Genomic DNA, 25,054 nt, shown 5'->3' with positions numbered 1-25,054 from the left:
TCAGGAATGCGCTTGAGACAATGTGTTGTTCGTTTCAGGGCCGCTGACCGGCGGCTCCTTGAGCACCACACGCTTGATCGGGCCCACGATCACCAGGTAGCTGAACACTGCAACCAGTGCGTTGCAGCCGACAAACACCAGCGCCCACTTGAACGAACCGGTGGAGCTGATGATGTAGCCAATCACGATTGGAGTGGTGATCGAAGCGATGTTGCCAAAGGTGTTGAACAAGCCACCGCTGAGACCGGCGATCTGTTTCGGCGACGTATCGGACACCACCGCCCAACCCAGCGCACCCACGCCTTTGCCGAAGAAAGCCAACGCCATGAAGCCGACGACCATCCATTCAACATCGACATAGTTGCAAGCCACGATGCTGCTGGAAACCAACAGTCCGGCGATGATTGGCGCCTTGCGGGCGAAGGTCAGGGAATGGCCCTTGCGCAGCAGATAATCGGAAATCACCCCGCCGAGCACACCACCGATGAAGCCGCAGATCGCCGGCAACGAGGCGATGAAACCGGCCTTCAGGATGGTCATGCCGCGCTCTTGCACCAGGTACACCGGGAACCAGGTCAGGAAGAAGTAGGTGATGCCGTTGATGCAGTACTGGCCGAGGTACACGCCGAGCATCATGCGGTTGGTCAGCAGCTGGCGGATGTAGTCCCACTTCGGCCCGTCGACCTTTTTGCCCTTGCCTTTGTCCTGGTCCATGTCGACCATGCCGCCGTTGTCGGCGATGTGCTTGAACTCGGCGTCGTTGATCATCGGATGCTGGCGCGGACTGTGGATAACTTTGAGCCAGATGCCCGAGAAGATGATGCCGATCACGCCCATGACGATGAACACGTGCTGCCAGCCGAAGCTGTAGACGATCCAGCCCATCAACGGCGCGAACAATACGGTGGCGAAGTATTGCGCCGAGTTGAAGATCGCCGAAGCGGTGCCGCGTTCAGCGGTCGGGAACCAGGCCGCCACAATGCGTGCGTTACCGGGGAAGGATGGCGCCTCGGCCAGGCCCACCAGGAAGCGCAGCATGAACAGCGCCACCACCGCCGTGGACATACCGAACTCGCCGACATAGCCCTGCAGCACGGTGAACAGTGACCAGGTGAAAATGCTCAGCGCGTAGATTTTTTTCGAGCCGAAACGGTCCAGCAGCCAGCCACCGGGAATTTGCCCGGCCACGTAGGCCCAACCGAATGCAGAGAAGATGTAGCCGAGCGTAACCGCGTCGATGCCGAGGTCTTTTTGCAGGCTGGAGCCCGCAATGGCGATAGTGGCCCGGTCGGCGTAGTTGATCGTGGTCACCAGAAACAGCATGAGCAAAATCAAATAGCGGACGTGGGTCGGCTTGGTCGCTTGCATGTAGATGTACTCCCACTGATTATTTTTATGCGCGGGTGAATCTTGAGTTGTTCCCTGTAGGAGCGAGCTTGCTCGCGATGGTCGTCAACGATGACGCGGGGCATCCGGCTGAACGCCGCGTCCTCAAGACCATCGCGAGCGAGCTCGCTCCTACAGGGGTATTGCGTTTACGAACCGATGTAGCTGGTTTTCACCACGGTGTAGAACTCTTGCGCGTAGCGACCTTGCTCGCGGGAACCATAGGATGAGCCTTTACGCCCACCGAATGGAACGTGGTAATCCACGCCCGCCGTCGGCAGGTTGACCATCACCATCCCGGCCTGGGAGTGGCGTTTGAAGTGGTTGGCGTACTTCAGCGACGTGGTGGCGATGCCCGCCGACAGACCGAATTCGGTGTCGTTGGCCATGGCCAGTGCCGCGTCGTAATCCGCCACGCGAACGATGTTGGCCACCGGGCCAAAGATCTCTTCGCGGCTGATGCGCATTGCGGCTTCGCTGTCGGCAAACAGCGTCGGCGCGAGGTAGTAGCCTTCGGTGTCGCAGGTCACCAGACCACCGCCGCTGACCAGACGCGCACCTTCGGACTGGCCGATGTCGATGTATTTCATATCCTGTTCAAGCTGCGCCTGGGAAACCACCGGACCAATGTCGGTGCCGGTTTTAAGCGCGTGGCCGACCTTGATCGACTTCATGCGCTCGGCCATGGCGTCGACGAACTTGTCGTGAATCCCGGCGGTGACGATGAAACGGCTGGAGGCGGTGCAACGCTGGCCGGTGGAGTAGAACGCGCTCTGTACCGACAGTTCGACCGCTTGCTTGAGGTCGGCGTCATCAAGAATGATCTGCGGGTTCTTGCCGCCCATTTCCAGCTGAACCTTGGCCTGGCGCGAAACGCAGCTGACGGCGATCTGACGACCGACACCGACGGAGCCGGTGAAGCTGATGCCATCGACTTTCGGACTCTGCACCAGCGCATCGCCCACCACGCGACCGCTGCCCATCACCAGGTTGAACACGCCGGCCGGGAAGCCTGCGCGGGAGATGATTTCCGCCAGCGCCCAGGCGCAACCCGGTACCAGATCCGCCGGTTTCAACACGACGCAGTTGCCGTAGGCCAGGGCCGGGGCGATTTTCCACGCCGGGATCGCGATCGGGAAGTTCCATGGAGTGATCAGACCGACCACACCCAGCGCTTCTCGAGTGACTTCGACGTTCACACCCGGACGCACCGACGGCAGGTAGTCGCCGGACAGACGCAGGGTTTCACCGGCGAAGAACTTGAAAATGTTACCGGCGCGGGTCACTTCGCCGATGGCTTCAGGCAAGGTCTTGCCCTCTTCCCGGGCCAGCAAGGTGCCGAGCTCTTCGCGGCGGGCGAGGATTTCGCTGCCGACTTTATCCAGTGAATCGTGGCGAGCCTGAATACCCGAAGTCGACCAGGCCGGAAACGCAGCGCGCGCGGCGTCGATGGCGGCATGGACCTGGGCCAGATCGGCCTTGGCATATTCACCGATGGTATCGGTCAGTTCGGACGGGTTGATATTGGCGCAGTAATCACTGCCGGCCACCCATTCACCGTTGATGTAGTTATCAAAACGCTTTGCATTTGCCACGGCAATCTCCTCACGCAAAAAGCCGCTGATTGCTCAGCGGCCTTGTTTAATCGGGTGTGTTACTGCGCACCTTGCTTGTCGATCAGCGCGGCGAGCATTTCGTACTCTTCGCCGGTCAGGTCGGTCAGCGGCGCGCGCACAGGACCTGCGTCATAGCCGGCAATTTTTGCCCCGGCCTTGACGATGCTCACTGCGTAACCGGACTTGCGGTTACGGATGTCCAGATACGGCAGGAAGAAGTCGTCGATGATCTTGCCGACAGTGGCGTGATCTTCGCGGGCGATGGCGTGGTAGAAATCCATCGCGGTTTTCGGGATGAAGTTGAACACCGCCGAGGAGTAAACCGGCACGCCCAGTGCCTTGTAGGCCGCTGCGTAGACTTCGGCGGTCGGCAAACCGCCCAGGTAGCTGAAGCGATCGCCGAGGCGGCGGCGGATCGACACCATCAGTTCGATATCACCCAGGCCATCCTTGTAACCGATCAGGTTCGGGCAGCGCTCGGCCAGACGTTCCAGCAACGGAGCGGTCAGGCGGCAAACGTTACGGTTGTAAACCACCACGCCAATCTTCACCGATTTGCACACGGCTTCAACGTGGGCGGCAACGCCGTCCTGGCTGGCTTCGGTCAAGTAGTGCGGCAGCAGCAACAGACCTTTGGCGCCCAGACGTTCGGCTTCCTGTGCGTACTCGATCGCCTGACGGGTCGAACCGCCCACACCGGCCAGAATCGGTACGCTGGTTTCGCAGGTATCGACGGCCGTCTTGATGATTTCCGAATATTCGCTGGCCGCCAGAGAGAAAAACTCACCGGTGCCGCCTGCGGCGAAGAGAGCCGAGGCGCCGTATGGGGCCAACCATTCGAGACGTTTGATGTAGCCCGCACGATGGAAATCGCCCTGAGCATTGAAATCGGTAACCGGGAAAGACAGCAGACCGGAAGAGAGGATGGACTTCAGTTCTTGTGGATTCATTATTCGAACACCCTGGGTAGCACGTTTGTGTGTGAGGAAATCGTTCAGCCTGCGCCGAAGTCGTAGGTCATCGTACAACTTAAATAACAACCGTCAACTGCATTTCATCGCCGTGGCTGAAATGGGTATCAAAGACCGTCGTGCGTGACTCGAGTCAAATGAACCGCCTATCAAGGAATTCCGCACACTGCAGCCCTTTCGCCCGGTCTGAGCCCTGGACGGAAATACCCGGAAAAAGTCGCGACCGGCACACCATGAATTCATCACCTAGAGTTCTGCCATTGCCGCGAATGGATCGTGGCGGACTTCGCACGGAGCGCACCCAGATGAATTTTTCCTCACCGATACTTCCTCAGTTTCCATCCAGCGCCCTCGGCCAGACGGCGGTTATTTCGCTGTCTAACCTCCGGGATTGTTTGATCGTCCGGGTGCCGGAGCCCAACGATATTCCGCCGAACTGGGATGTGTATCCGATTCTTGGGCTAGACCCGGAAGAGCCTGACTGGCGCGGTGCCGAGGAACCCACCGGGTTTTGGGACGACGCCATTGAAGACATGGCGAAACGGACAGGGATCGAACTGAAGATCCCGAAAGCGGACCTGGAAAAGTACGCAGGTAGAACAACCGAATTGCGTTACAAGTTTGCGGATGAGTCGAGCCTGGAGCCCTGCTCGGAACCGTTGTTGTTCCTTATCGAATCCTGAGAAGCGTCACTAACTTGATCGTTCCCACGCTCCGCGTGTGGTTTGCAGCCCGGGACGCTCCGCGTCCCAAAGCGTGACGCAGAGCGTTACAGGAGGCATTCCTACGCAGAACGTGGGAACGATCTATGAGAGGCGCTTAGCCGCGCTGCGCTTCAGCCTCTTCATGGGCATGACGCAACCGTTCACGGCTATTAGTCAGGTGTAGACGCATCGCCGCCCGCGCCGCATCGGAATCCTGCCGGGCAATCGCATCGTAGATTTCTTCGTGCTCACGGCTCAGACGGCTCATGTAGTGCTGCTGGTCATCATGGGCCAGGCGCGCCGAGTTGAGGCGCGTACGCGGAATGATGCTGGTGCCCAGGTGGGTCATGATGTCGGTGAAATAGCGGTTGCCGGTCGACAGCGCGATTTGCAGGTGGAACTGGAAGTCCGAGGCCACGGCATCGCTGGCGTGGGCCGCGCTTTCGTTCAAGGCGTCCAGCGCGGCGCGCATCAACGCCAACTGTTCAGGGCTGCGGCGTTGTGCGGCGAGGCCGGCGGATTCCACTTCGAGGCTAATGCGCAATTCCAGAATCGCCAGCACGTCACGCAAGGTCACCACGGTGGCCGGGTCGATACGGAAACCGCTCGGGCTCGGGGTATCGAGCACGAAGGTGCCGATGCCGTGGCGGGTTTCCACTTGGCCGGCCGCCTGCAAACGGGAAATCGCCTCGCGCACCACGGTGCGGCTGACGCCATGGGCATCCATGATCGCCGACTCGGTGGGCAATTTGTCGCCGCGCTTGAGATGACCGTCGCGGATCTGCTCGGACAGCACCGTCACCAGTTCCTGTGCGAGGCTGCGGCGCTTGCGAGGGAGGCGTGGTGCGTCGATCGGGTTTTCCATGGTGAACGTCTGTCTCGAAAAATTCGGCTGAAACCGCATCATAGCGCAAGGCGGTTGTACGATCACCGTCAGCGAACACTATCCCTGTGGGAGCGGGCTTGCTCGCGAAGGCGGTGGATCAGCCAACATCAATGCTGAATGACACACCGCTTTCGCGAGCAAGCCCGCTCCCACAGGGGTATTTGCGTGTTCAGGCGGTTACGGTCTGGTCTACTAAATGCCCGTTGTCGATGCGCACATGCCGTGGGTGGAAGCGCTTCAGGCTGCTGCGATGCCCGACGCTGACGATGCTCAACCCCGGTATTTCATCGATCAACGCCTGATACAGCGACGCCTCATCCTCCTCGTCCATCGCCGAGGTCGCTTCGTCCATGTACAGCCATTGCGGCGCATAAAGCAACGCACGGGCAAAGGCCAAGCGTTGCTGTTCACCCGGCGAGAGCATGCGTTGCCAGTGATTCGCTTCATCCAGGCGCGAAACCAGGTGCGGCAATCGACAGGTTTCCAGCACGTGAACGTAACGCTCGTGCGAATAGGTCTCGCCAGGCTGTGGATAACTCAGCGCGTCGCGCAACGTGCCAATCGGCAGGTAAGGCTTTTGCGGCAGGAACAGATAACGCGCGGCCGGCAGACGAATGCTGCCATGACCCGCCGGCCACAGATGCCCCATCGCCCGTAGCAGCGTGGACTTGCCGCTGCCGGAACGGCCGCTGAGCATCACGCGCTCGCCCTCCTCCACGGTCATGTCGGCATTGGTCAGCAAATGCCGACCGTCCGCCAGATCAAGGCCAAGGTTGTGCACCTTCAACGCATTACCCTGATTCTGTACGTCGATGGCTGGCGCACGCTCTTCGTTGTCGGTCATGGCCTGACGGAAACTCAGCAAACGATCACAGGTGGCGCGCCACGCCGCGAGGTTCTGGTACGCACTGATAAACCAGCTGAAGCTCTCCTGCACATTGCCAAACGCCGAACTGATTTGCATCAGCTCACCGAGTTCGATCTTGCCAGCGAAATAACGTGGAGCGGCGACCATGAACGGAAAGATGATGGCGGCCTGGGTGTAACCTGCTGTGAAGAACGTCAGGCGCTTGGACACCTTCATGATGTCCCAGAAGTTGTGCCAGACCAGCCCGAAGCGGTTGCTCAAGCGACGGTTTTCATTGGGCTCGCCGTTGTACAGCGCAATGCTCTCGGCATTTTCGCGAATCCGCACCATCGAGAAACGCAGGTCGGCTTCGAAACGTTGTTGCTGGTTGTTCAGGCCGATCAAACGGCGACCGATCAGATGCGTCAGCCAGCTACCGATCACGGCATAGACCAGCACACACCAGAACATATAGCCGGGAATGGTAAAACCGTACACTTCGAGACTGCCCGACACGCCCCACAAAATGATCGAGAACGACACCAGGCTGACAACGTTGCGAAGTAAACCAATGCCCAATTCCAGGGTATTGGAGGTGAAATTGTTGAGGTCTTCTGAAATCCGTTGGTCCGGGTTATCGGTGTAACCGCCCTGCTCCAGCTGGTAGTAATTCTTGTTGCCAAGCCAGCGGGCGAAATGCTTTTCCGTGAGCCAGGCACGCCAACGAATGGTCAGCATCTGGGTCAGATAGAGCCGGTACACGGCACCGATAATCGCCACCGCCGCAATCCCGCAGAAATACAGAATCAGCCGCCAGAACGCCGCTTCGTCCTTTTGCTGCAGAGCGTTGTAAAAATCCTTGTACCAGGTGTTGAACCACACCGAGATCCCCACGCTGATCAACGATAACGCAATCACCGCAATCAGCAGCGTCCAGGCCTTGACCTTCTCCTCGCTGCGCCAATAAGGCGTGATCATCGCCCATACCTTGCGAAAAAACTGCCCGCGCACAGCATCGTTGACCGCGGAATATTCAGCGTTCTGATTCATGGATAAGGCTCGATAAAGAAAAGTACAGGCACGAACCGATCATAGATGATCGGTTCGGTTTGTCGCGAGGCGTGGCCGGCATTCGTTCAGCGCAGGTTCAGCGACGAACGGGGCGTTTCTGCAGTTTGCGCTGCAGCGTGCGGCGGTGCATGCCCAGGGCACGGGCAGTGGCGGAGATGTTGCCTTCGTGTTCGGTCAGCACGCGCTGGATGTGTTCCCACTGCAGGCGGTCCACCGACATCGGGTTTTCCGGCACCAGGGTGTCGAGGTCGGCGTGCTCGGAGAGCAGCGCAGCGAGGACGTCATCGGCATCCGCCGGTTTGCACAGGTAGTTGCAGGCACCGCGCTTGATCGCCTCGACGGCGGTGGCAATGCTGGAATAACCGGTGAGGATCACCACGCGCATGTCCGGGTCGAGCTCAAGCAGTTTCGGCAACAACACCAGGCCCGAATCGCCGTCCATTTTCAGGTCCAGCGCGGCGTAATCCGGGATGTCGGCCTGGGCGATGGTCAGGCCTTCTTCGGCGGAACCGGCGGTGCTGACGCGAAAACCGCGGCGGGACATGGCGCGCGCCATCACGCGGGTGAACGTGGCGTCGTCATCTACCAGCAGCAAATGCGGCAGTTCTTCGCCTTCGACTTGGATCTCGTCACTCATGTTCGTCTCCTCGTGCGACACGGGGCAGGCGCAGCTCGGTGAGCGTACCGCCTTCCTCATGACTGTAGAGTTTCACTGAGCCGCCGGCGCGTGTCACGCTGGCCTTGCTCAAAAACAGGCCCAGGCCGAAACCTTTGCCCTTGGTGGTAAAAAACGGTTTGCCAATCTGTTCGGCAATGGCCAGCGGCACACCGGCGCCGTGGTCGCGAATGCTGATGGTCAAATCCTCGGCATTCCAGTCCAGCGTCACTTGCAGCCCTTCGGGGCACGCATCAGCGGCGTTGTTCAGCAAATTCAGCAGCGCCTGGGTCAGGTCCGGCGGCGGCGCCATGCGCGGCACGGTGCCCTGGCCCAGACGCTGGAAGCGGTAGCTGGCTTCCGGCCGCATCAGGTGCCAGCGGTTCAGCGCTTCGTCGAGCCAGTCGGTGACATCCTGCATCTCGACCGCTAAACGGCGATTGGCTTCCGCCGCCCGAACAAGCTGCTGCAGGGTTTCTTTGCAGAGTTTGACCTGATCCTGCAGCACGCTCAGGTCGTCCTGCAACATCGGGTCGTGATGGTCCTGACGCATTTCCTTGAGCAACACGCTCATGGTCGCCAGCGGCGTGCCCAATTCATGGGCGGCGCCGGCGGCCTGGGTCGCGACGGCCAGCAATTGCTGATCGCGCAGACCTTCTTCGCGACGGATGGCGCGCAGCTCTTCCTGACGGCGCAGCTCTTCGGCCATGCGCGCCGCGAAGAACGTAATCACCGCCGCGGCCAGGGCGAAACTCAGCCACATCCCGTAGACCTGCAGGTTTTCCCGGGCAATCGGGAAGGTTTGCAGCGGATAGAAACGCGCCAGCAGCAAGGTGTACATCGTCAGCGCGATGCCCGACAGGATCACCGAATAACGCCATGGCAGCGTCACGGCGGCGATGGTCAGCGGCACCAGGTAATAAGAGACGAAAGGGTTGGTCGAGCCGCCGGAGAAATACAGCAACGCACTGTGGATAAACAGGTCGCAGGCCAGTTGCACGGCGTATTCGAGTTCGGTGACGGGCCATGAGGTGCGCAGGCGAATCGCCGTGAACGCGCACAGCAACATCGAACAACCGAGGGTCGCAGCCAGTTGAAACCAGGGCAGCGGCAGCAAGTCGAGCCAGTAAGCCAGGCCCACGGAACCGGCCTGTGCGGCCAGCACCAAGGTGCGGATAAACGTCAGCCGCCAGAGATTCTGGCGAGTTGCAGAAGTGATTTGAACGGGGGCGAGCATGAGCTCTCCTGATGAGCGCTCCAGGCGGATCGCACGGAGTATAACCAAGCCACGCCGTCAGAGGCGAAAGTGCGGCAAACGACCACAGTGGTGAATGGGTTGGAGTTTTTTGTGGCGAGGGGATTTATCCCCGTTCGGCGGCGAAGCCGTCGTAAACCTTTCTCTGAAATGTATCTGGCAGTATTGGGTTGCTGATTTTGGGGCGGCTTCGCCACCCAACGGGGATAAATCCCCTCGCCACAGGGCCACCGTCAATCCATCTGTATAGAAGTTGTAACTGTGCGAACCGGATCATCAAAGCTAGAGTCTGATGGTTTCACGCAGGCTCGGACCCAACCCCTGCGCATCGTCCAAGGAGTTTTCATGCACACTTTCCGCCGCAGCGCCGCCCTTCTCGCCCTCAGCGTTGGCACCGTCGCCAGCCTGCCGGCCCTGGCCGCCGACGAGCTGCATTACAACCAGATTTCCCTGCGCGCCGAAGTCAGTCAGGAAGTAGCCCGCGACCTGATGATCGTGACCCTCTACACCGAAGAACAAAACACCGACCCGGCCAAACTCGCCGCGGACGTCAGCACCACCATGAACAAGGCGCTGGCCCAGGCCAAACAAGTCAAAGACATCACCCTGCGCCAGGGCAGCCGCAACAGCTACCCGATCTACGACACCAAGGGCCAGAAAATCACCGGCTGGCGTGAACGTGCCGAACTGCGCCTGGAAAGCTCCGACTTCGCCGCGCTGTCGAAGCTGACCGGCGAACTGCTCACCGACCTGAAAATGGGCGGCATGGACTTCGCCATCGCCACGCCAACCCGCAAGGCCAGCGAAGACGCATTATTGAAAGATGCTGTAACGGCCTTCAAAGCCCGCGCGCAACTGGCCACCGATGCGCTGGGCGGCAAGGGTTACAAAATCGTTAACCTGAACCTCAACAGCAACGGATACCCACAACCGTACATGCGCGGGCCGATGATGATGAAAGCGGCGAGCATGGATGCCGCGCCGGTGACGCCCGAAGTCGAGGCCGGCACCAGCCAGGTCAGCATGACGGCGGATGGGGCGATTGAAGTGTTGATGCCTTGATTCGATAACCCTGTACACAAAAACGGCGATCACCGAAGTGATCGCCGTTTTTTATTGCCTGGCAAAAGTCAGAGGCAAGACAGTCTCATTTGCGGTGATCGCACCGCAGCTTTCGCCGGCAAGCCGGTCTCGCTCCCACAGAGGGCCAGCGGACATCTGAGAGAGATGGGTCGGCTGTCAGGCCGTCATCGCAGGCAAGCCAGCTCCTACAGGATCGGGGGCATCAGCGGAAATCAGGTCGGCTGTCAGGCCGCCTTCGCAGGCAAGCCAGCTCCCACAGGGTCCGGGGGCATCAGCGAAAACCTGGTTGGCTGTCAGGCCGCCATCGCAGGCACGCCAGCTCCTACAGGATCCGGGGGCATCAGCAGAAATCAGGTCGGCTGTCAGGCCGCCTTCGCAGGCAAGCCAGCTCCTACAGGATCGGGGGCATCAGCAGAAATCAGGTCGGCTGTCAGGCCGCCTTCGCAGGCAAGCCAGCTCCCACAGGGTCCGGGGGCATCAGCGAAAACCTGGTTGGCTGTCAGGCCGCCATCGCAGGCAAGCCAGCTCCTACAGGATCCGGGGGCATCAGCGAAAATCTGGTCGGCTGTCAGGCCGCCTTCGCGAGCAGGCTCGCTCCCACAGTGGATCGGGGTACGGCTGTTGCTTTTCACCACTCATCAGGCCGAGCGTTAGCTCGCCTGCAGCTTTTGATCTGGATGCACCGCCCCCTCGAGAGGCCGAGTGGAGGTTCTGCGTAGTGGGTAACCCGGCATGGATGCCGGGTTAGCCGCGCACGGCCATGGATGGCCGATCGCGGCGGGCCCACGGAGCAGGACCGGAGCGAGGGCATGCCGAGCACTAGCGAGGCACCGAACGAAAGGGGCAAAAGCCCTTGGTTACTTGGGGCTCTTCCAAGTGACTCGCCGTAAAGGCGAAACCAATAGCAGCCGTTACCGCAGGAACGGATATGTACACCCACAGCAAGAACCTGGCCGGCTACCAGGCCGCCAAGGTGTCCACTGACAAACACCAGTGGGTCAATCTGTACCAACAGACACAAATCCTTAAGCAACAAGTACCTATCACACCCGAAGGTATTCCAGCCACTGCGCAAGGACATCACCGGCTCCAAGATCACTCCGCTCGGCCCCACCCCTAGTACAAAGTGGGTATAAATAAGTAACACCACGCCCCAACGGGGTGCATCAGACGCCGCGCTCGCCCCCCACCAGTGCAGGGCTTGCACCCAAAAAAACCTGCGCAAACGGTCAAATGCGCGTCAATTTATAAAAATGCGACATTAAGGTACGTACGTGCCACTGTTTAAGGCTTGTAACCATTCAGGATCTTGCAATGGGTATGGCCCCTGCATAAGTATCCGCAGGCACGGCTCACGAGGTCGTCCTCTAATTCCAAAAATGACAACAAATCATGAGGCCAACATGCTCAAACACGCGGTCATTCCGTTTTTAGTCGGCGCCAGCTTGTTAGCTGCCGCACCTTTCGCCCAAGCGGCGACTAACCTGGTGTTTTGCTCCGAAGGGAGCCCGGCCGGTTTTGATCCTGGTCAATACACCACCGGAACCGACTTCGACGCCTCTGCAGAAACCATGTTCAACCGCCTGACCCAGTTCGAGCGCGGCGGCACCGCCGTGATTCCTGGTCTGGCGACCAAGTGGGACATCTCCGATGATGGCCTGACTTACACCTTCCACCTGCGTGAAGGCGTCAAGTTCCACACCACCCCGTACTTCAAGCCGACTCGCGAGTTCAACGCCGACGACGTGCTGTTCACCTTTAATCGCATGATTAACAAGGATGACCCGTTCCGTAAGGCGTACCCGACCGAATTCCCGTACTTCACCGACATGGCGATGGACACCAACATCGCCAAGATCGACAAAGTCGACGACAAGACCGTCAAGTTTACCCTCAAAGAAGTTGACGCTGCGTTCATCCAGAACATGGCCATGAGCTTCGCATCGGTGCAGTCCGCCGAGTACGCCGCTCAACTGCTGAAAGAAGGCAAAGCCGCCGACATCAACCAGAAGCCGGTCGGCACTGGTCCGTTCGTGTTCAAGAGCTACCAGAAAGACTCCAACATCCGCTACACCGGGAACAAGGACTACTGGAAGCCTGAAGACGTCAAGATCGACAACCTGATTTTCGCCATCACCACCGACCCGTCGGTGCGTATCCAGAAGCTGAAGAAGGGCGAGTGCCAGATCACTCTGTTCCCACGTCCGGCCGACCTGAAGGCGCTGAAAGAAGACAAGACCCTGAAGGTGCCTGACCAGGCTGGTTTCAACCTGGGTTACATCGCCTACAACGTGATGGACAAGATCAAGGGCAGCGATCAGCCGAACCCGATGGCTCAATTGAAAGTGCGTCAGGCACTGGACATGGCCGTCAACAAGCAACAGATCATCGACTCGGTTTACCAGGGTGCAGGTCAAAAGGCCGTCAACGCCATGCCGCCGACCCAGTGGTCTTACGACACCACCATCGTAGATGCGCCGTACAACCCTGAGAAAGCCAAGGAGCTGCTCAAGGAAGCCGGCGTCAAGGAAGGCACCGAGATCAACCTGTGGGCAATGCCGGTGCAGCGTCCTTACAACCCGAACGCCAAGCTGATGGCAGAAATGCTGCAGTCCGACTGGGCCAAGATCGGCATCAAAGCCAAGATCGTGACCTACGAGTGGGGCGAGTACATCAAGCGCTCCAAAGGCGGTGAAAACGGCGCGATGCTGATTGGCTGGAGCGGCGACAACGGTGACCCGGACAACTGGCTGAACGTACTGTTCGGTTGCGACTCGCTGCAGGGCAACAACTTCTCCAAGTGGTGCGACAAGAAGTTTGACGGCATCGTGAAAGAAGCCAAGCGCACGACCGATCAGGGCAAGCGCACTGAACTGTACAAGCAGGCACAACACGTCCTCAAAGACGCCGTTCCAATGACACCTATCGCTCACTCGACGGTGTTCCAACCCATGCGCAACGAAGTGCAGGATTTCAAGATCAGCCCGTTCGGCTTGAACTCCTTCTACGGCGTCAGCGTCAGCAAATAAGATTTGGCAACGGCGACGTCCTTGACGTCGCCGTTGTTTTATCTGCCGAGAAAGTAGGAAACAACCTACATCCATTTCCGCCGAGTACTACAGCAGCGGTATCGGACGCGTTGACCTTTCCTACGAGTCTTTAGGACTTTTCGCATTTACTGCCAGACCCGCCGCTCATACCGTCGGGATCTGACCAGTGCATTCGTGGGTTCTCGGTTATTGCTGCACTTCATGGTTTGAGATCAGTGATGCCTCCACGTCCCCGGACGGGACGGCGGCGCATTGAAAACACTTAGCGAAAGAGAAAAGGGAGCGTCATGCGCCACACCTTGGTTTTATCCGCATTGCTGGGCACCGGCCTGCTGGCCGCCACTTCCATTAGCCAGGCCGCCAATAACAGCCTGGTGTTCTGCTCCGAAGGCAGCCCGGCTGGCTTCGACACCGCGCAGTACACGACCGCGACCGATAACGACGCCGCCGAGCCGCTGTACAACCGACTGGCAGAGTTCGAAAAAGGCGCCACCAACGTCATACCAGGTCTGGCAACGAGCTGGGATATTTCCGAGGACGGCCTCACGTACACCTTTCACCTGCGCGAAGGGGTGAAATTTCACACGACCAAGTACTTCACGCCGACCCGCGATTTCAACGCCGACGACGTGCTGTTCACGTTCAATCGCATGCTCGATCCGCAGCAACCTTTCCGTAAGGCTTATCCAACCGAATTCCCGTACTTCAACGGGATGAGCCTGAACAAGAATATCGCCAAGGTCGAAAAGACCGGGCCGCTGACCGTGGTCATGACGCTCAACAGCGTGGACGCCGCGTTCATCCAGAACATCGCCATGAGCTTCGCCGCCATCCTGTCCGCCGAATACGCCGACAAGCTGCTCGCCGAAGGCAAGCCGAGCGACATCAACCAGAAGCCGATCGGCACCGGGCCGTTCGTGTTCAAGAGCTACCAGAAAGATTCCAACATCCGTTACAGCGGCAACAAGCAGTACTGGGACCCGAGCCGGGTCAAGCTCGACAACCTGATTTTCGCCATCAACACCGATGCGTCGGTGCGGGTGCAGAAGCTCAAGGCCAACGAGTGCCAGATCACCCTGCACCCGCGCCCTGCCGATGTTGAGGCACTGAAGAACGACGCCAAACTCAAGCTCATCGAAAAGCCCGGTTTCAACCTCGGCTACATCGCTTACAACGTGCGCCACAAGCCGTTCGACCAGCTCGAAGTGCGCCAGGCGCTGGACATGGCGGTGAACAAGCAAGGCATTCTCAATGCCGTTTACCAGGGTGCCGGGCAGTTGGCTCAAAACGCCATGCCGCCAACCCAATGGTCCTACGACGAAACTATCAAGGACGCAGCCTACAACCCGGAAAAGGCCAAGGAACTGCTCAAGGCTGCCGGCGTGAAGGAAGGCACCGAAATCACCTTGTGGGCGATGCCGGTTCAGCGCCCTTACAACCCGAACGCCAAGTTGATGGCCGAGATGCTCCAGGCGGACTGGGCGAAAATCGGTCTCAAAGTGAAGATCGTCAGCTACGAATGGGGCGAGTACATCAAGCGCACCAAGAATGGCGAGCACGACGTCAGCCTGATTGGCTGGACCGGTGACAACGGGGACCCGGACAACTGGCTCGGCACGCTTTACAGCTGCGACGCCATTGGCGGCAACAACTATTCCCAATGGTGTGATCCGGCTTACGACAAGCTGATCAAGCAGGCCAAGGTCGTCACCGATCGTGACCAGCGCACCGTGCTCTACAAACAGGCTCAGCAGTTGCTCAAGCAACAAGTGCCGATCACGCCTGTCGCCCACTCGACGGTCAATCAGCCGTTAAGCGCCAAAGTCGAAGGATTCAAAGTGAGTCCATTCGGCCGCAACGTGTTCTCGGGCGTCAGTATCGACCAATAACCGATTAGCCAAACGCTGGGGGCGGATTCCGCCCTCACGCAAGCGTGTTGCCTTAATTCGCCTATCCGGCCAACAGCAAACGTTTGCGATGCCCTGTTTGAGTTAGAAACCAAATAGTCGGATCACCAAAAAAGACCGGCATTAAAAAAGAAAGAAAGGAGCTTCACCCCATGAAACTGAGCAGCACCGCGTTATTGGCCCTGGCCATCAGCAGCGTCACCGCCACGGCCTACGCAGAATCCCAAAGCCAGGACTTCGTTCCGACCCAACTGGCAAGCACCAATGCACAGTCGGAAGCCAAGGGTTTCATTGATGGCCAGAGCCTGTCGGGCACCACCCGTAACTGGTACGCCAACGAAGTTAAAAAGCGAGGCAAAACCTACTCATACGAGCGCCACGGCGAAACCCTGACCGGCACGCGCCGTATCAACTGGGTTCAAGGCACCATCCTGAATTACACCTCGGGTTTCACCCAAGGCACCGTGGGTTTCAGCACCGAAGTCGCTGCTTACAACGCCACTGCACTGGATCGTAGCCGCGAAGACATCAAGGGCGGTGGCAACCGTACCCTGGCTCACACCAACGGCGACGCTGTGGATCAGTGGAGCAAATTGGGCCTGGCCAACGTCAAGGCCCGCGTTTCCAACACCACGCTGACCGCCGGCCGCATGAACTTCAGCAGCCCGATCGTCGACGTCATCGGCAACCGTCCGCTGCCTTCGAGCTTTGAAGGTGTGGCCATTCACAGCGAAGAGTTCGACAACCTGTCGTTCGACCTCGGCACCTTCGACCGCGTATCGCCTCGTACCGAGCAGAGCCTGTCGAAATTCAGCTCTGAGTACACTAACAACGGCGCTGAAACCGACCACGTACACACCGCAGGTCTGAACTATCAGCCGCTGAAAAGCCTGAAAACCAGCCTGTACGCGACCAACGTCGAAGACTTCTGGAACCAGTACTACTTCGGCGCCTCTCACGAACTGGGCGACAGCTCGATCCTGAGCCTGACCACCGGCCTGAACTACTACAAAACCGTCGACGAAGGCAAAAAGTTGATGGGTGAGATCGACAACGACGCCTACTCGCTGTCGTTGGGCCTGACTCACCAAGCCCACAGCCTGACTTTCTCTTATCAGGAAGTGAACGGTAACGAGTACTTCGACTACCTGCATGAAACCAACGGCATCTACCTGGCCAACTCCCTGCTGTCGGACTTCAACGGCCCGAACGAGAAGTCCTTCCAGGTCGCCTACGGCCTGAACATGGCTGAATACGGCGTGCCAGGCCTGAAGTTCAACATCTACCAGGCTCGCGGCTGGGGCATCGACGGTACGCACTACACCGGCACCGCCTACGACGTGCGCAAGATGGACGGCGAGAACCACTATGAATACGGCATCGGTTCTTCGTACGCCGTGCAGAGCGGTCCGCTCAAGGCCACCACAGTTCGCGCTTCCTACACCACCCACCGCGCCAGCGATAACCAGGCTGACGGCAGCATCAACGAGTTCCGTCTCGTGACCACCATCCCGTTCAAAATTTTGTAAAAAGCGCCAGCCGACGGCTGACTCATGACGAGTCGGCCGTTCGGTTTTTTCCTGTTCAACCGATTGCAGAGGGTTCTTGATGAAAATGCTTCCCCTACGTGCGGCCATCGCTGCCGCGTTGCTGAGTGTTGCCGTTGGCGTCTCGGCCAAACCCCTGGTGGTTTGTACCGAAGCCAGCCCCGAAGGCTTCGACATGGTTCAGTACACGACTGCAGTCACAGCCGATGCAGTGGCCGAAACCATCTTCAACCGCCTGGCGGACTTCAAGCCCGGCACCACGGACGTGATTCCGGCGCTGGCCGAGTCCTGGGACATCAGCGAGGACGGCCTGACCTACACGTTCCACCTGCGCAAAGGCGTCAAGTTTCACACCACCGAATACTTCAAGCCGACCCGCGACATGAACGCCGACGACGTGGTCTGGAGCTTCCAGCGCCAACTGGACCCGAAACACCCGTGGCACACACTGTCGAGCGTGGGCTTCCCGTACTTTGAAAGCATGGGCTTCAAGGACCTGCTGAAAAGCGTCGAGAAGATCGACGACAACACAGTCACCTTCACCCTGACCCGCCGCGAAGCACCGTTCCTGGCCGACATCGCCATGGCGTTCTCTTCGATCTACTCCGCCGAGTACGCCGATCAACTGCTCAAGGCGAACAAGACCGGCGACCTGAACAGCAAACCGGTCGGCACCGGCCCGTTCATTTTCCAGCGTTACGCCAAGGACGCCCAGGTTCGCTTCAAGGCCAACCCGGAGTACTTCCGTGGCAAGCCACCAGCAGATTCGCTGATCCTGGCCATCGCCACCGACAACAACGTGCGCCTGCAAAAGCTCAAGGCCAACGAGTGCCAGGTGGCGCTGTATCCGAAGCCGGATGACATCCCGAGCATCAAGAAAGACGCCAAACTGAGCGTCGATGAACTGAACGCAATGACCGTTTCGTACATCGCCATGAACACCACGCACAAGTACATGAGTGACGTGCGGGTGCGCAAAGCCATCGACATCGCCTTCGATAAAGAAGCTTATGTCAACGCGCTGTTTGGCAAAGGCAATGCAACCGTAGCGGTCAACCCGTTCCCGGACACGCTGCTGGGTTACAATCACAGCCTGAAAAATCCGGCCCGTGATTTGGACAAGGCCCGCGCCCTGCTCAAGGAAGCCGGTGTACCGGAAGGCACCACTTTCACCCTGTTCACCCGCAACGGTGGCGGTCCGACCAACCCGAACCCGATGCTCGGCGCGCAGATGATGCAGGCTGACCTGGCCAAGGTCGGGATCAAGATCGACATCCGCGTGATGGAATGGGGCGAAATGCTCAAACGCGCGAAAAACGGCGAGCACGATATGGTTTCCGCCGGATGGGCGGGCGATAACGGCGACCCGGATAACTTCCTGACGCCTATGCTCAGTTGCGAAGCCGCGAAGAACGGCGAAAACTATGCACGCTGGTGCAATGACAAGTTCCAGGCGCTGATCGACCAGGCCCGTGAAAAAACCGATCCGGCCGAGCGGGCAGCGCTATACGAACAGGCCCAGGTTATTTTTAATCAGGACCAGCCATGGATCAGCATGGCACACACTAGAATGTTCACCGCAATGCGCAACAACGTAGAGGGCTATCACATTAGCCCGCTCACCACTAATAACTTCGCCACCACACAGGTGAAGTAGATAAGAAAACTCCCGGTGTCCCTGACTCCAGGGACACCAGGCACGCCTAACCGGCTGATGAGGTACACCAAAAGATGTTTAGTTTTATTGCCCGCCGATTGGGGTTACTGATCCCCACGTTCTTCGGCATCACCTTGCTGACTTTCGCGTTGATTCGCATGATCCCAGGCGACCCCGTGGAAGTAATGATGGGCGAACGACGAGTCGACCCCGAAATGCATGCTCAGGCAATGGAACGCCTAGGTCTGAACAAACCGCTGTATGCCCAATACCTGGATTACATTGGCAAACTGGCTCACGGCGATCTGGGTGAATCCCTGCGTACCCGTGAAAGCGTCTGGACCGAATTCACCTCTCTATTCCCCGCGACCCTGGAACTGTCCATGGCCGCCCTGTTGTTCGCCGGCATCCTGGGCCTCCTGGCCGGGGTGATCGCGGCACTCAAGCGAGGATCCCTGTTCGACCATGGGGTGATGGGCATCTCCCTGGCGGGATATTCGATGCCGATCTTCTGGTGGGGCCTGATCCTGATCATGTTCTTCTCAGTGTCCCTGGGCTGGACCCCGGTGTCCGGGCGGATCGACCTGCTCTATGACATCGAGCCGCGCACCGGCTTCATGCTCATCGACACGCTGCTGGCCGATGACGTCGGTGCGTTCTTCGATGCGCTGCACCACCTGATCCTGCCGGCCATCGTGCTCGGCACCATCCCGCTGGCTGTTATTGCGCGGATGACCCGTTCGTCGATGCTCGAAGTGCTGCGTGAGGACTACATCCGTACCGCCCGCGCCAAAGGCCTGTCGCCGTCGCGCGTGGTGTTCGTTCACGGCCTGCGCAACGCGCTGATTCCGGTACTGACCGTGGTCGGCCTGCAAGTCGGCACATTGCTGGCCGGTGCGGTTCTGACCGAAACCATCTTCTCGTGGCCCGGCATCGGCAAATGGCTGATCGAAGCCATTGGCGCCCGGGACTATCCCGTGGTGCAGAACGGCATCCTGTTAATCGCCTGCCTGGTGATTGTGGTCAACTTCGTGGTGGACATCCTCTACGGCTTTGCCAACCCACGCATCCGTCATCAGCGCTGAGATCATCATGACCATGACCACTCCAATTCCAGCGGTAGCAGTCGATCAAAGCCTGCTTTACCCGTCCCCGTACAAAGAATTCTGGCACGCGTTCTCCCGCAACAAAGGTGCCGTTGCCGGCCTGATGTTCATGCTGCTGGTGATTTTCTGCGCGATCTTCGCGCCGTGGGTTGCCCCGCACAACCCGAGCGAGCAATACCGCGACTTCCTGCTGACCCCGCCGGCCTGGCTGGAAGGTGGGCAGATCCAGTTCCTGCTCGGCACCGATGAACTGGGCCGCGACCTGCTGTCGCGCCTGATCAATGGTTCGCGCCTGTCCTTGATGATCGGCCTCTCGTCCGTCGTCATGTCGCTGATCCCGGGCATCCTGCTGGGTCTGTTCGCCGGCTTCTTCCCGCGCTTGCTCGGCCCGACCATCATGCGTCTGATGGACATCATGCTGGCCCTGCCGTCCCTGCTGCTGGCCGTGGCGATTGTCGCCATCCTCGGCCCTGGCCTGATCAACACCGTGATCGCGATCGCCGTGGTGTCCCTGCCGTCCTATGTTCGTCTGACCCGCGCTGCGGTGATGGGCGAGCTGAACCGCGACTACGTGACCGCCGCGCGCCTGGCCGGTGCCACCCTGCCGCGCCTGATGTTCATCACCGTGCTGCCGAACTGCATGGCGCCGCTGATCGTTCAGGCGACCCTGAGCTTCTCCTCGGCCATTCTCGATGCCGCGGCACTGGGCTTCCTCGGCCTTGGCGTACAACCGCCGACGCCTGAGTGGGGCACCATGCTGGCTTCGGCTCGCGACTACATCGAACGCGCCTGGTGGGTGGTAAGTCTGCCTGGTTTGACCATTTTGCTCAGCGTGCTGGCAATCAACTTGATGGGCGACGGCCTGCGCGATGCGCTGGACCCGAAACTCAAGAACGCCGCCTGAGGAGATTCAAATGTCACTGTTAGAAATCAAGAATCTCAACGTTCGCTTCGGCGACAAGAACGCCGTTCCGGTGGTCGACGGGCTCGACATCTCCGTGGACAAGGGCGAAGTACTGGCCATCGTTGGCGAGTCGGGTTCCGGTAAATCCGTGACCATGATGGCGCTGATGGGCCTGATCGAACATCCGGGGATCGTCACCGCCGACGCCCTGAATTTCGACGGCAAGAACATGCTCAAGCTCAGCAACCGTCAGCGTCGGCAAATCGTCGGCAAAGACCTGGCCATGGTCTTCCAGGACCCGATGACCGCGCTGAACCCGAGCTACACCGTCGGTTTCCAGATCGAAGAAGTGCTGCGTCTGCACCTGAAGATGTCCGGCAAGCAAGCTCGCGCCCGCGCCATCGAACTGCTGGAAAAAGTTGAAATCCCGGGCGCCGCCAGCCGTATGGACGCCTACCCGCATCAACTGTCCGGCGGCATGAGCCAACGTGTTGCGATCGCCATGGCAATTGCCGGCGAGCCGAAACTGCTGATCGCCGACGAACCGACCACCGCACTGGACGTGACAATTCAGGCGCAGATCATGGACCTGCTGCTGGCGTTGCAGAAAGAGCAGAACATGGGCCTGGTGCTGATCACTCACGACCTCGCGGTCGTGGCTGAAACCGCCCAGCGTGTGTGCGTGATGTACGCCGGCCAGGCGGTCGAAGTCGGTCAGGTGCCACAACTGTTCGACATTCCGGCGCACCCGTACAGCGAAGCGCTACTCAAGGCGATTCCGGAACACAGCCTCGGCGCCACGCGCCTGGCCACGCTGCCGGGCATCGTTCCCGGTCGTTATGACCGTCCGCAAGGCTGCCTGCTGTCGCCGCGCTGCCCGTATGTGCAGGACAACTGCCGCGCGCAACGTCCGGCCCTCGACCCGAAAAGCAACAGCCTCGCCCGCTGCTTCTACCCGCTGAACCAGGAGGTGGCGTAATGGCCGTCGTACTTACCGCCCGCGACCTCACCCGTCACTACGAAGTGTCCCGTGGCCTGTTCAAGGGCCATGCGACCGTTCGCGCGCTGAACGGTGTGTCGTTCGAGCTGGAAGCCGGCAAGACCCTCGCCGTTGTAGGCGAATCCGGTTGCGGCAAATCCACTTTGGCCCGTGCCCTGACGCTGATCGAAGAACCGTCCTCCGGTTCCTTGAAAATCGCCGGGCAGGAAGTTGCCGGTGCTGACAAGGCTCAACGCAAGCAACTGCGTAAAGACGTGCAGATGGTGTTCCAGAGCCCGTACGCCTCGTTGAACCCGCGGCAGAAAGTCGGTGATCAACTGGCCGAACCGCTGTTGATCAACACCAACCTGAGCGCCTCGGAACGTCGCGAGAAAGTGCAGGCGATGATGAAGCAGGTGGGTTTGCGCCCTGAGCATTATCAGCGTTATCCGCACATGTTCTCCGGCGGTCAGCGCCAGCGGATCGCCCTCGCTCGCGCGATGATGCTGCAGCCTAAAGTGCTGGTGGCGGATGAGCCGACCTCGGCGCTGGACGTGTCGATCCAGGCGCAGGTGCTGAACCTGTTCATGGATTTGCAGCAAGAGTTCAACACGGCCTACGTGTTCATCTCCCACAACCTCGCGGTGGTGCAGCACGTTGCCGATGACGTGATGGTGATGTACCTCGGTCGCCCGGTGGAAATGGGCCCGAAGAACGACATCTACGAGCGCCCGCTTCACCCGTACACCCAGGCGTTGCTGTCGGCCACCCCGACCATTCACCCGGACCCGAACAAGCCGAAAATCAAGATCGTCGGCGAGTTGCCCAACCCGTTGAACCCGCCATCGGGCTGCGCTTTCCACAAGCGTTGCCCATACGCGACCGAACGCTGCAGCACGGAAGAGCCGGCCTTGCGCCTGCTCGACAACCGCCAGGTGGCTTGCCACTACGCCGAGCAATTCCTCGACGGCGCGGCGTAACAATGTGGGAGCGGGCTTGCTCGCGAAAGCGGTGTGTCAGTGACGGTAATACTGACTGACACACCGCATTCGCGAGCAAGCCCGCTCCCACAGGGATAGGCGTCCTGTTCAAAAACCTCTTCTGCCCTGGCTGCGCATCAGTCGGGGAGAAGGGGTTTTCTTTTGCCTGCTATTTAGCTAGGCCCTTTCATCTTCATCAGTGTCCGGCTCATCAGTGGTCGAGTCGTCATCATCCGCGCTGCCGCCCTGGCCCTGGTCGCCTGGCTCGGATGCAGACTTGGCGATCATCAGCGCGGTGTGTGTCACCGGCCCGCTCGAAGCCTGCTCACCATGATCCGGGCATTCCGCCCATGCGGCGGACATGCCAACGGACAGCACTACCAAAACCTTCAGCAACAACACAATGCGTTGAAAAATGCTCATGGCTGATTCCATCCTTTTGCAGGTGAAACGTCTGGGACTGACGGCACTGATTGAAATCCAGTTCCGATTGGCCGGGTTCTCCAAATAGGACCCTAACGATGCGCGGGAAATGCAATGAGCGGGGAGATTGGTTTGGAATAAGCGTTAGCTCCGAACCCACTAACAATGGTGATCCCCTGTGGGAGCGGGCTTGCTCGCGAAAGCGGTGATTCATTCAACATTGAGTCGACTGGTCCACCGCTTTCTCGAGCAAGCCCGCTCCCACAAGGGATTTGTGACGGGCAATAAAAACCCCGGTGCTTTCACGACCGGGGTTTTTGCTTTGCAGCTCAGCGCTTAATGATGCTCACGCGTCGCACGGAATCTCACGTCCGGCCAGCGCTCTTCCATCAGCGCCAGGTTGACGCGGGTCGGGGCCAGGTAGGTCAGGTGACCACCGCCGTCGACCGCAAGGTTTTCCACGGCCTTGACCCGGAACTCTTCAAACTTCTTCTTATCGTCGCAATCGATCCAGCGCGCGGAATACACGGTGATCGGCTCGTAGGAGCACTCGACCTTGTATTCCTCTTTCAAGCGGCTGGCGACCACATCGAACTGCAGCACGCCGACGGCGCCGAGGATGATGTCGTTGCTGCGCTCAGGGAAAAACACCTGGGTGGCGCCCTCTTCCGCCAATTGCTGCAAGCCTTGACGCAGTTGCTTGGATTTCAGCGGGTCACGCAGACGCACACGACGGAACAGTTCCGGGGCGAAGTGCGGGATACCGGTGAAGCCCAGGACTTCGCCTTCGGTGAAGGTGTCGCCGATCTGGATGGTGCCGTGGTTGTGCAGGCCGATGATGTCGCCGGCAAACGCTTCTTCCAGTTGCTCACGCTCGGAGGAGAAGAACGTCAGGGCATCGCCGATCCGCACGTCCTTGCCGGTGCGCACGTGGCGCATCTTCATGCCCTTATCGTATTTGCCGGAGCAGATACGCATGAAGGCGATACGGTCGCGGTGTTTCGGGTCCATGTTCGCCTGGATCTTGAACACAAAGCCGCTGAATTTTTCTTCGACCGGTTCCACGGTGCGCTCGTTGGCGACACGGGCCAGCGGTTTCGGCGCCCAGTTGACCACAGCATCGAGCACGTGATCGACACCGAAGTTGCCCAGCGCCGTACCGAAGAACACCGGCGTCAGTTGGCCGTCGAGGAATTCCTGCTGATTGAATTCGTGGCAGGCGCCCTGCACCAGTTCCAGCTGATCCACGAAGCGATCGTACTCGTCGCCCAAATGCGCGCGCGCTTCATCGGAGTCGAGCTTCTCGATGATTTTCACATCGGTGCGCTCGTGGCCGTGACCGGCGGTGTACACGATGATGTAGTCGTCGGCGAGGTGATAAACGCCCTTGAAGTCGCGGTAGCAACCAATCGGCCAGGTGATCGGCGCGGCCTTGATCTTCAGGACCGCTTCGATTTCGTCGAGCAGTTCGATCGGGTCGCGGATGTCACGGTCGAGTTTGTTGATGAAGCTGACGATCGGCGTGTCGCGCAGACGGCAAACGTCCATCAGGGCGATGGTCCGAGGCTCTACACCCTTACCGCCGTCGAGGACCATCAACGCCGAGTCCACCGCGGTCAGGGTGCGGTAGGTATCTTCGGAGAAGTCTTCGTGGCCCGGGGTGTCGAGCAGGTTGATCATGTGCTCGCGATACGGAAACTGCATGACCGACGTGGTAATCGAAATACCCCGCTGCTTTTCCATTTCCATCCAGTCGGAAGTGGCATGGCGGTCGGACTTGCGAGACTTCACCGTGCCGGCAACCGCAATCGCCTTGCCCATCAGCAGGAGCTTCTCGGTGATGGTGGTTTTACCGGCATCGGGGTGGGAAATAATGGCGAAAGTGCGGCGTTTCGCGACTTCGGCGGCCTGTTTGGTCATGGGAAATCGCCTGGCGGTGATTCAAAAAAGGGCGGCGAGTATAGCTTAAAAAGTAACCTACGGACCACCGTCCGTAGTGGTCGCCAAGCGACTGATCACACTGTAGG

19 protein-coding genes and 1 pseudogene are annotated in these 25,054 nt (G+C 59.3%); 11 read left to right on the top strand and 9 right to left on the bottom strand.

Annotated features, from left to right (window positions below; translation table 11 throughout):
- The 3 genes from ACA073_RS04105 to kdgD form a co-directional block, all read right to left on the bottom strand.
- Positions 1-1,368 carry an MFS transporter gene (locus ACA073_RS04105; RefSeq protein WP_497401835.1) on the bottom strand — a complete coding sequence of 456 codons (1,368 nt, stop codon included), beginning with the start codon at positions 1,366-1,368 and terminating at the stop codon, positions 1-3.
- Between the two features lie 167 nt (positions 1,369-1,535).
- The gene (locus ACA073_RS04100; protein ID WP_497401833.1) at positions 1,536-2,981 is read right to left on the bottom strand and encodes an aldehyde dehydrogenase family protein; all 1,446 of its coding nucleotides are present in this window, start codon (positions 2,979-2,981) and stop codon (positions 1,536-1,538) included.
- 59 nt (positions 2,982-3,040) lie between these two features.
- Positions 3,041-3,952, bottom strand: coding sequence for a 5-dehydro-4-deoxyglucarate dehydratase (gene kdgD / locus ACA073_RS04095; protein ID WP_092273349.1), 912 nt, complete (start codon positions 3,950-3,952; stop codon positions 3,041-3,043).
- 326 nt (positions 3,953-4,278) lie between these two features.
- Between kdgD and ACA073_RS04090 the strand changes: the two genes are divergently transcribed.
- Positions 4,279-4,656: a hypothetical protein gene (locus tag ACA073_RS04090; RefSeq protein ID WP_497401831.1), complete on the top strand. Its 378-nt coding sequence runs from the start codon at positions 4,279-4,281 to the stop codon at positions 4,654-4,656.
- A 136-nt stretch (positions 4,657-4,792) separates the two neighbouring features.
- On the opposite strand, the gene ACA073_RS04085 is transcribed toward ACA073_RS04090, so the two are convergent.
- The 4 genes from ACA073_RS04085 to ACA073_RS04070 form a co-directional block, all read right to left on the bottom strand.
- Complete coding sequence (locus tag ACA073_RS04085; RefSeq protein ID WP_031318393.1) at positions 4,793-5,542, bottom strand: FadR/GntR family transcriptional regulator; 750 nt, start codon at positions 5,540-5,542, stop codon at positions 4,793-4,795.
- A gap of 190 nt (positions 5,543-5,732) precedes the next feature.
- Complete coding sequence (locus ACA073_RS04080) at positions 5,733-7,460, bottom strand: ABC transporter ATP-binding protein/permease (protein ID WP_497401829.1); 1,728 nt, start codon at positions 7,458-7,460, stop codon at positions 5,733-5,735.
- Between the two features lie 97 nt (positions 7,461-7,557).
- Entirely contained in the window at positions 7,558-8,118 is a 561-nt protein-coding gene (locus tag ACA073_RS04075) for a response regulator transcription factor (RefSeq protein WP_497401827.1), read from the bottom strand.
- Positions 8,111-9,373, bottom strand: a complete 1,263-nt coding sequence (locus ACA073_RS04070) for an ATP-binding protein (protein ID WP_095129467.1) — start codon at positions 9,371-9,373, stop codon at positions 8,111-8,113. Before ACA073_RS04070 ends, ACA073_RS04075 begins: the two co-directional genes overlap by 8 nt.
- A 363-nt stretch (positions 9,374-9,736) precedes the next feature.
- Here ACA073_RS04070 and ACA073_RS04065 point away from each other — a divergent pair, with 363 nt between their 5' ends.
- The 10 genes and pseudogenes from ACA073_RS04065 to ACA073_RS04020 all read left to right on the top strand — a co-directional run bounded on the left by ACA073_RS04065 (position 9,737) and on the right by ACA073_RS04020 (position 22,604).
- Entirely contained in the window at positions 9,737-10,453 is a 717-nt protein-coding gene (locus ACA073_RS04065; RefSeq protein WP_157715218.1) for an SIMPL domain-containing protein, read from the top strand.
- 982 nt (positions 10,454-11,435) lie between these two features.
- Positions 11,436-11,618 (top strand): annotated as a pseudogene (locus ACA073_RS04060) (ABC transporter substrate-binding protein); the annotation flags it as partial.
- A 259-nt stretch (positions 11,619-11,877) separates the two neighbouring features.
- The gene (locus tag ACA073_RS04055; protein ID WP_497401825.1) at positions 11,878-13,503 is read left to right on the top strand and encodes an ABC transporter substrate-binding protein; all 1,626 of its coding nucleotides are present in this window, start codon (positions 11,878-11,880) and stop codon (positions 13,501-13,503) included.
- Positions 13,504-13,811: 308 nt separating this feature from the next.
- Positions 13,812-15,413: an ABC transporter substrate-binding protein gene (locus tag ACA073_RS04050; protein WP_497401823.1), complete on the top strand. Its 1,602-nt coding sequence runs from the start codon at positions 13,812-13,814 to the stop codon at positions 15,411-15,413.
- Positions 15,414-15,583: 170 nt separating this feature from the next.
- Entirely contained in the window at positions 15,584-16,960 is a 1,377-nt protein-coding gene (locus ACA073_RS04045; RefSeq protein WP_497401821.1) for an OprD family porin, read from the top strand.
- A gap of 79 nt (positions 16,961-17,039) precedes the next feature.
- The gene (locus tag ACA073_RS04040; protein ID WP_497401819.1) at positions 17,040-18,635 is read left to right on the top strand and encodes an ABC transporter substrate-binding protein; all 1,596 of its coding nucleotides are present in this window, start codon (positions 17,040-17,042) and stop codon (positions 18,633-18,635) included.
- 74 nt (positions 18,636-18,709) lie between these two features.
- The gene (locus tag ACA073_RS04035; RefSeq protein ID WP_007942802.1) at positions 18,710-19,720 is read left to right on the top strand and encodes an ABC transporter permease subunit; all 1,011 of its coding nucleotides are present in this window, start codon (positions 18,710-18,712) and stop codon (positions 19,718-19,720) included.
- Between the two features lie 13 nt (positions 19,721-19,733).
- The gene (locus ACA073_RS04030; protein ID WP_497403980.1) at positions 19,734-20,645 is read left to right on the top strand and encodes an ABC transporter permease subunit; all 912 of its coding nucleotides are present in this window, start codon (positions 19,734-19,736) and stop codon (positions 20,643-20,645) included.
- A gap of 10 nt (positions 20,646-20,655) precedes the next feature.
- On the top strand, positions 20,656-21,624 hold the full coding sequence (locus ACA073_RS04025; RefSeq protein WP_084318076.1) for an ABC transporter ATP-binding protein: 969 nt from the start codon (positions 20,656-20,658) through the stop codon (positions 21,622-21,624).
- Entirely contained in the window at positions 21,624-22,604 is a 981-nt protein-coding gene (locus tag ACA073_RS04020; RefSeq protein WP_497401816.1) for a peptide ABC transporter ATP-binding protein, read from the top strand. Before ACA073_RS04025 ends, ACA073_RS04020 begins: the two co-directional genes overlap by 1 nt.
- Before the next feature lie 177 nt (positions 22,605-22,781).
- On the opposite strand, the gene ACA073_RS04015 is transcribed toward ACA073_RS04020, so the two are convergent.
- Positions 22,782-23,027: a hypothetical protein gene (locus ACA073_RS04015; protein ID WP_497401814.1), complete on the bottom strand. Its 246-nt coding sequence runs from the start codon at positions 23,025-23,027 to the stop codon at positions 22,782-22,784.
- A 336-nt stretch (positions 23,028-23,363) separates the two neighbouring features.
- The gene (locus tag ACA073_RS04010; protein ID WP_497401812.1) at positions 23,364-24,947 is read right to left on the bottom strand and encodes a peptide chain release factor 3; all 1,584 of its coding nucleotides are present in this window, start codon (positions 24,945-24,947) and stop codon (positions 23,364-23,366) included.
- Positions 24,948-25,054: the final 107 nt, after the last annotated feature.

This window comes from Pseudomonas sp. LBUM1670, assembly GCF_059695695.1.
The sequence above is the reverse complement of the archived record's forward strand: the minus strand, read 5'-3'. Positions and strand labels throughout refer to the sequence as shown.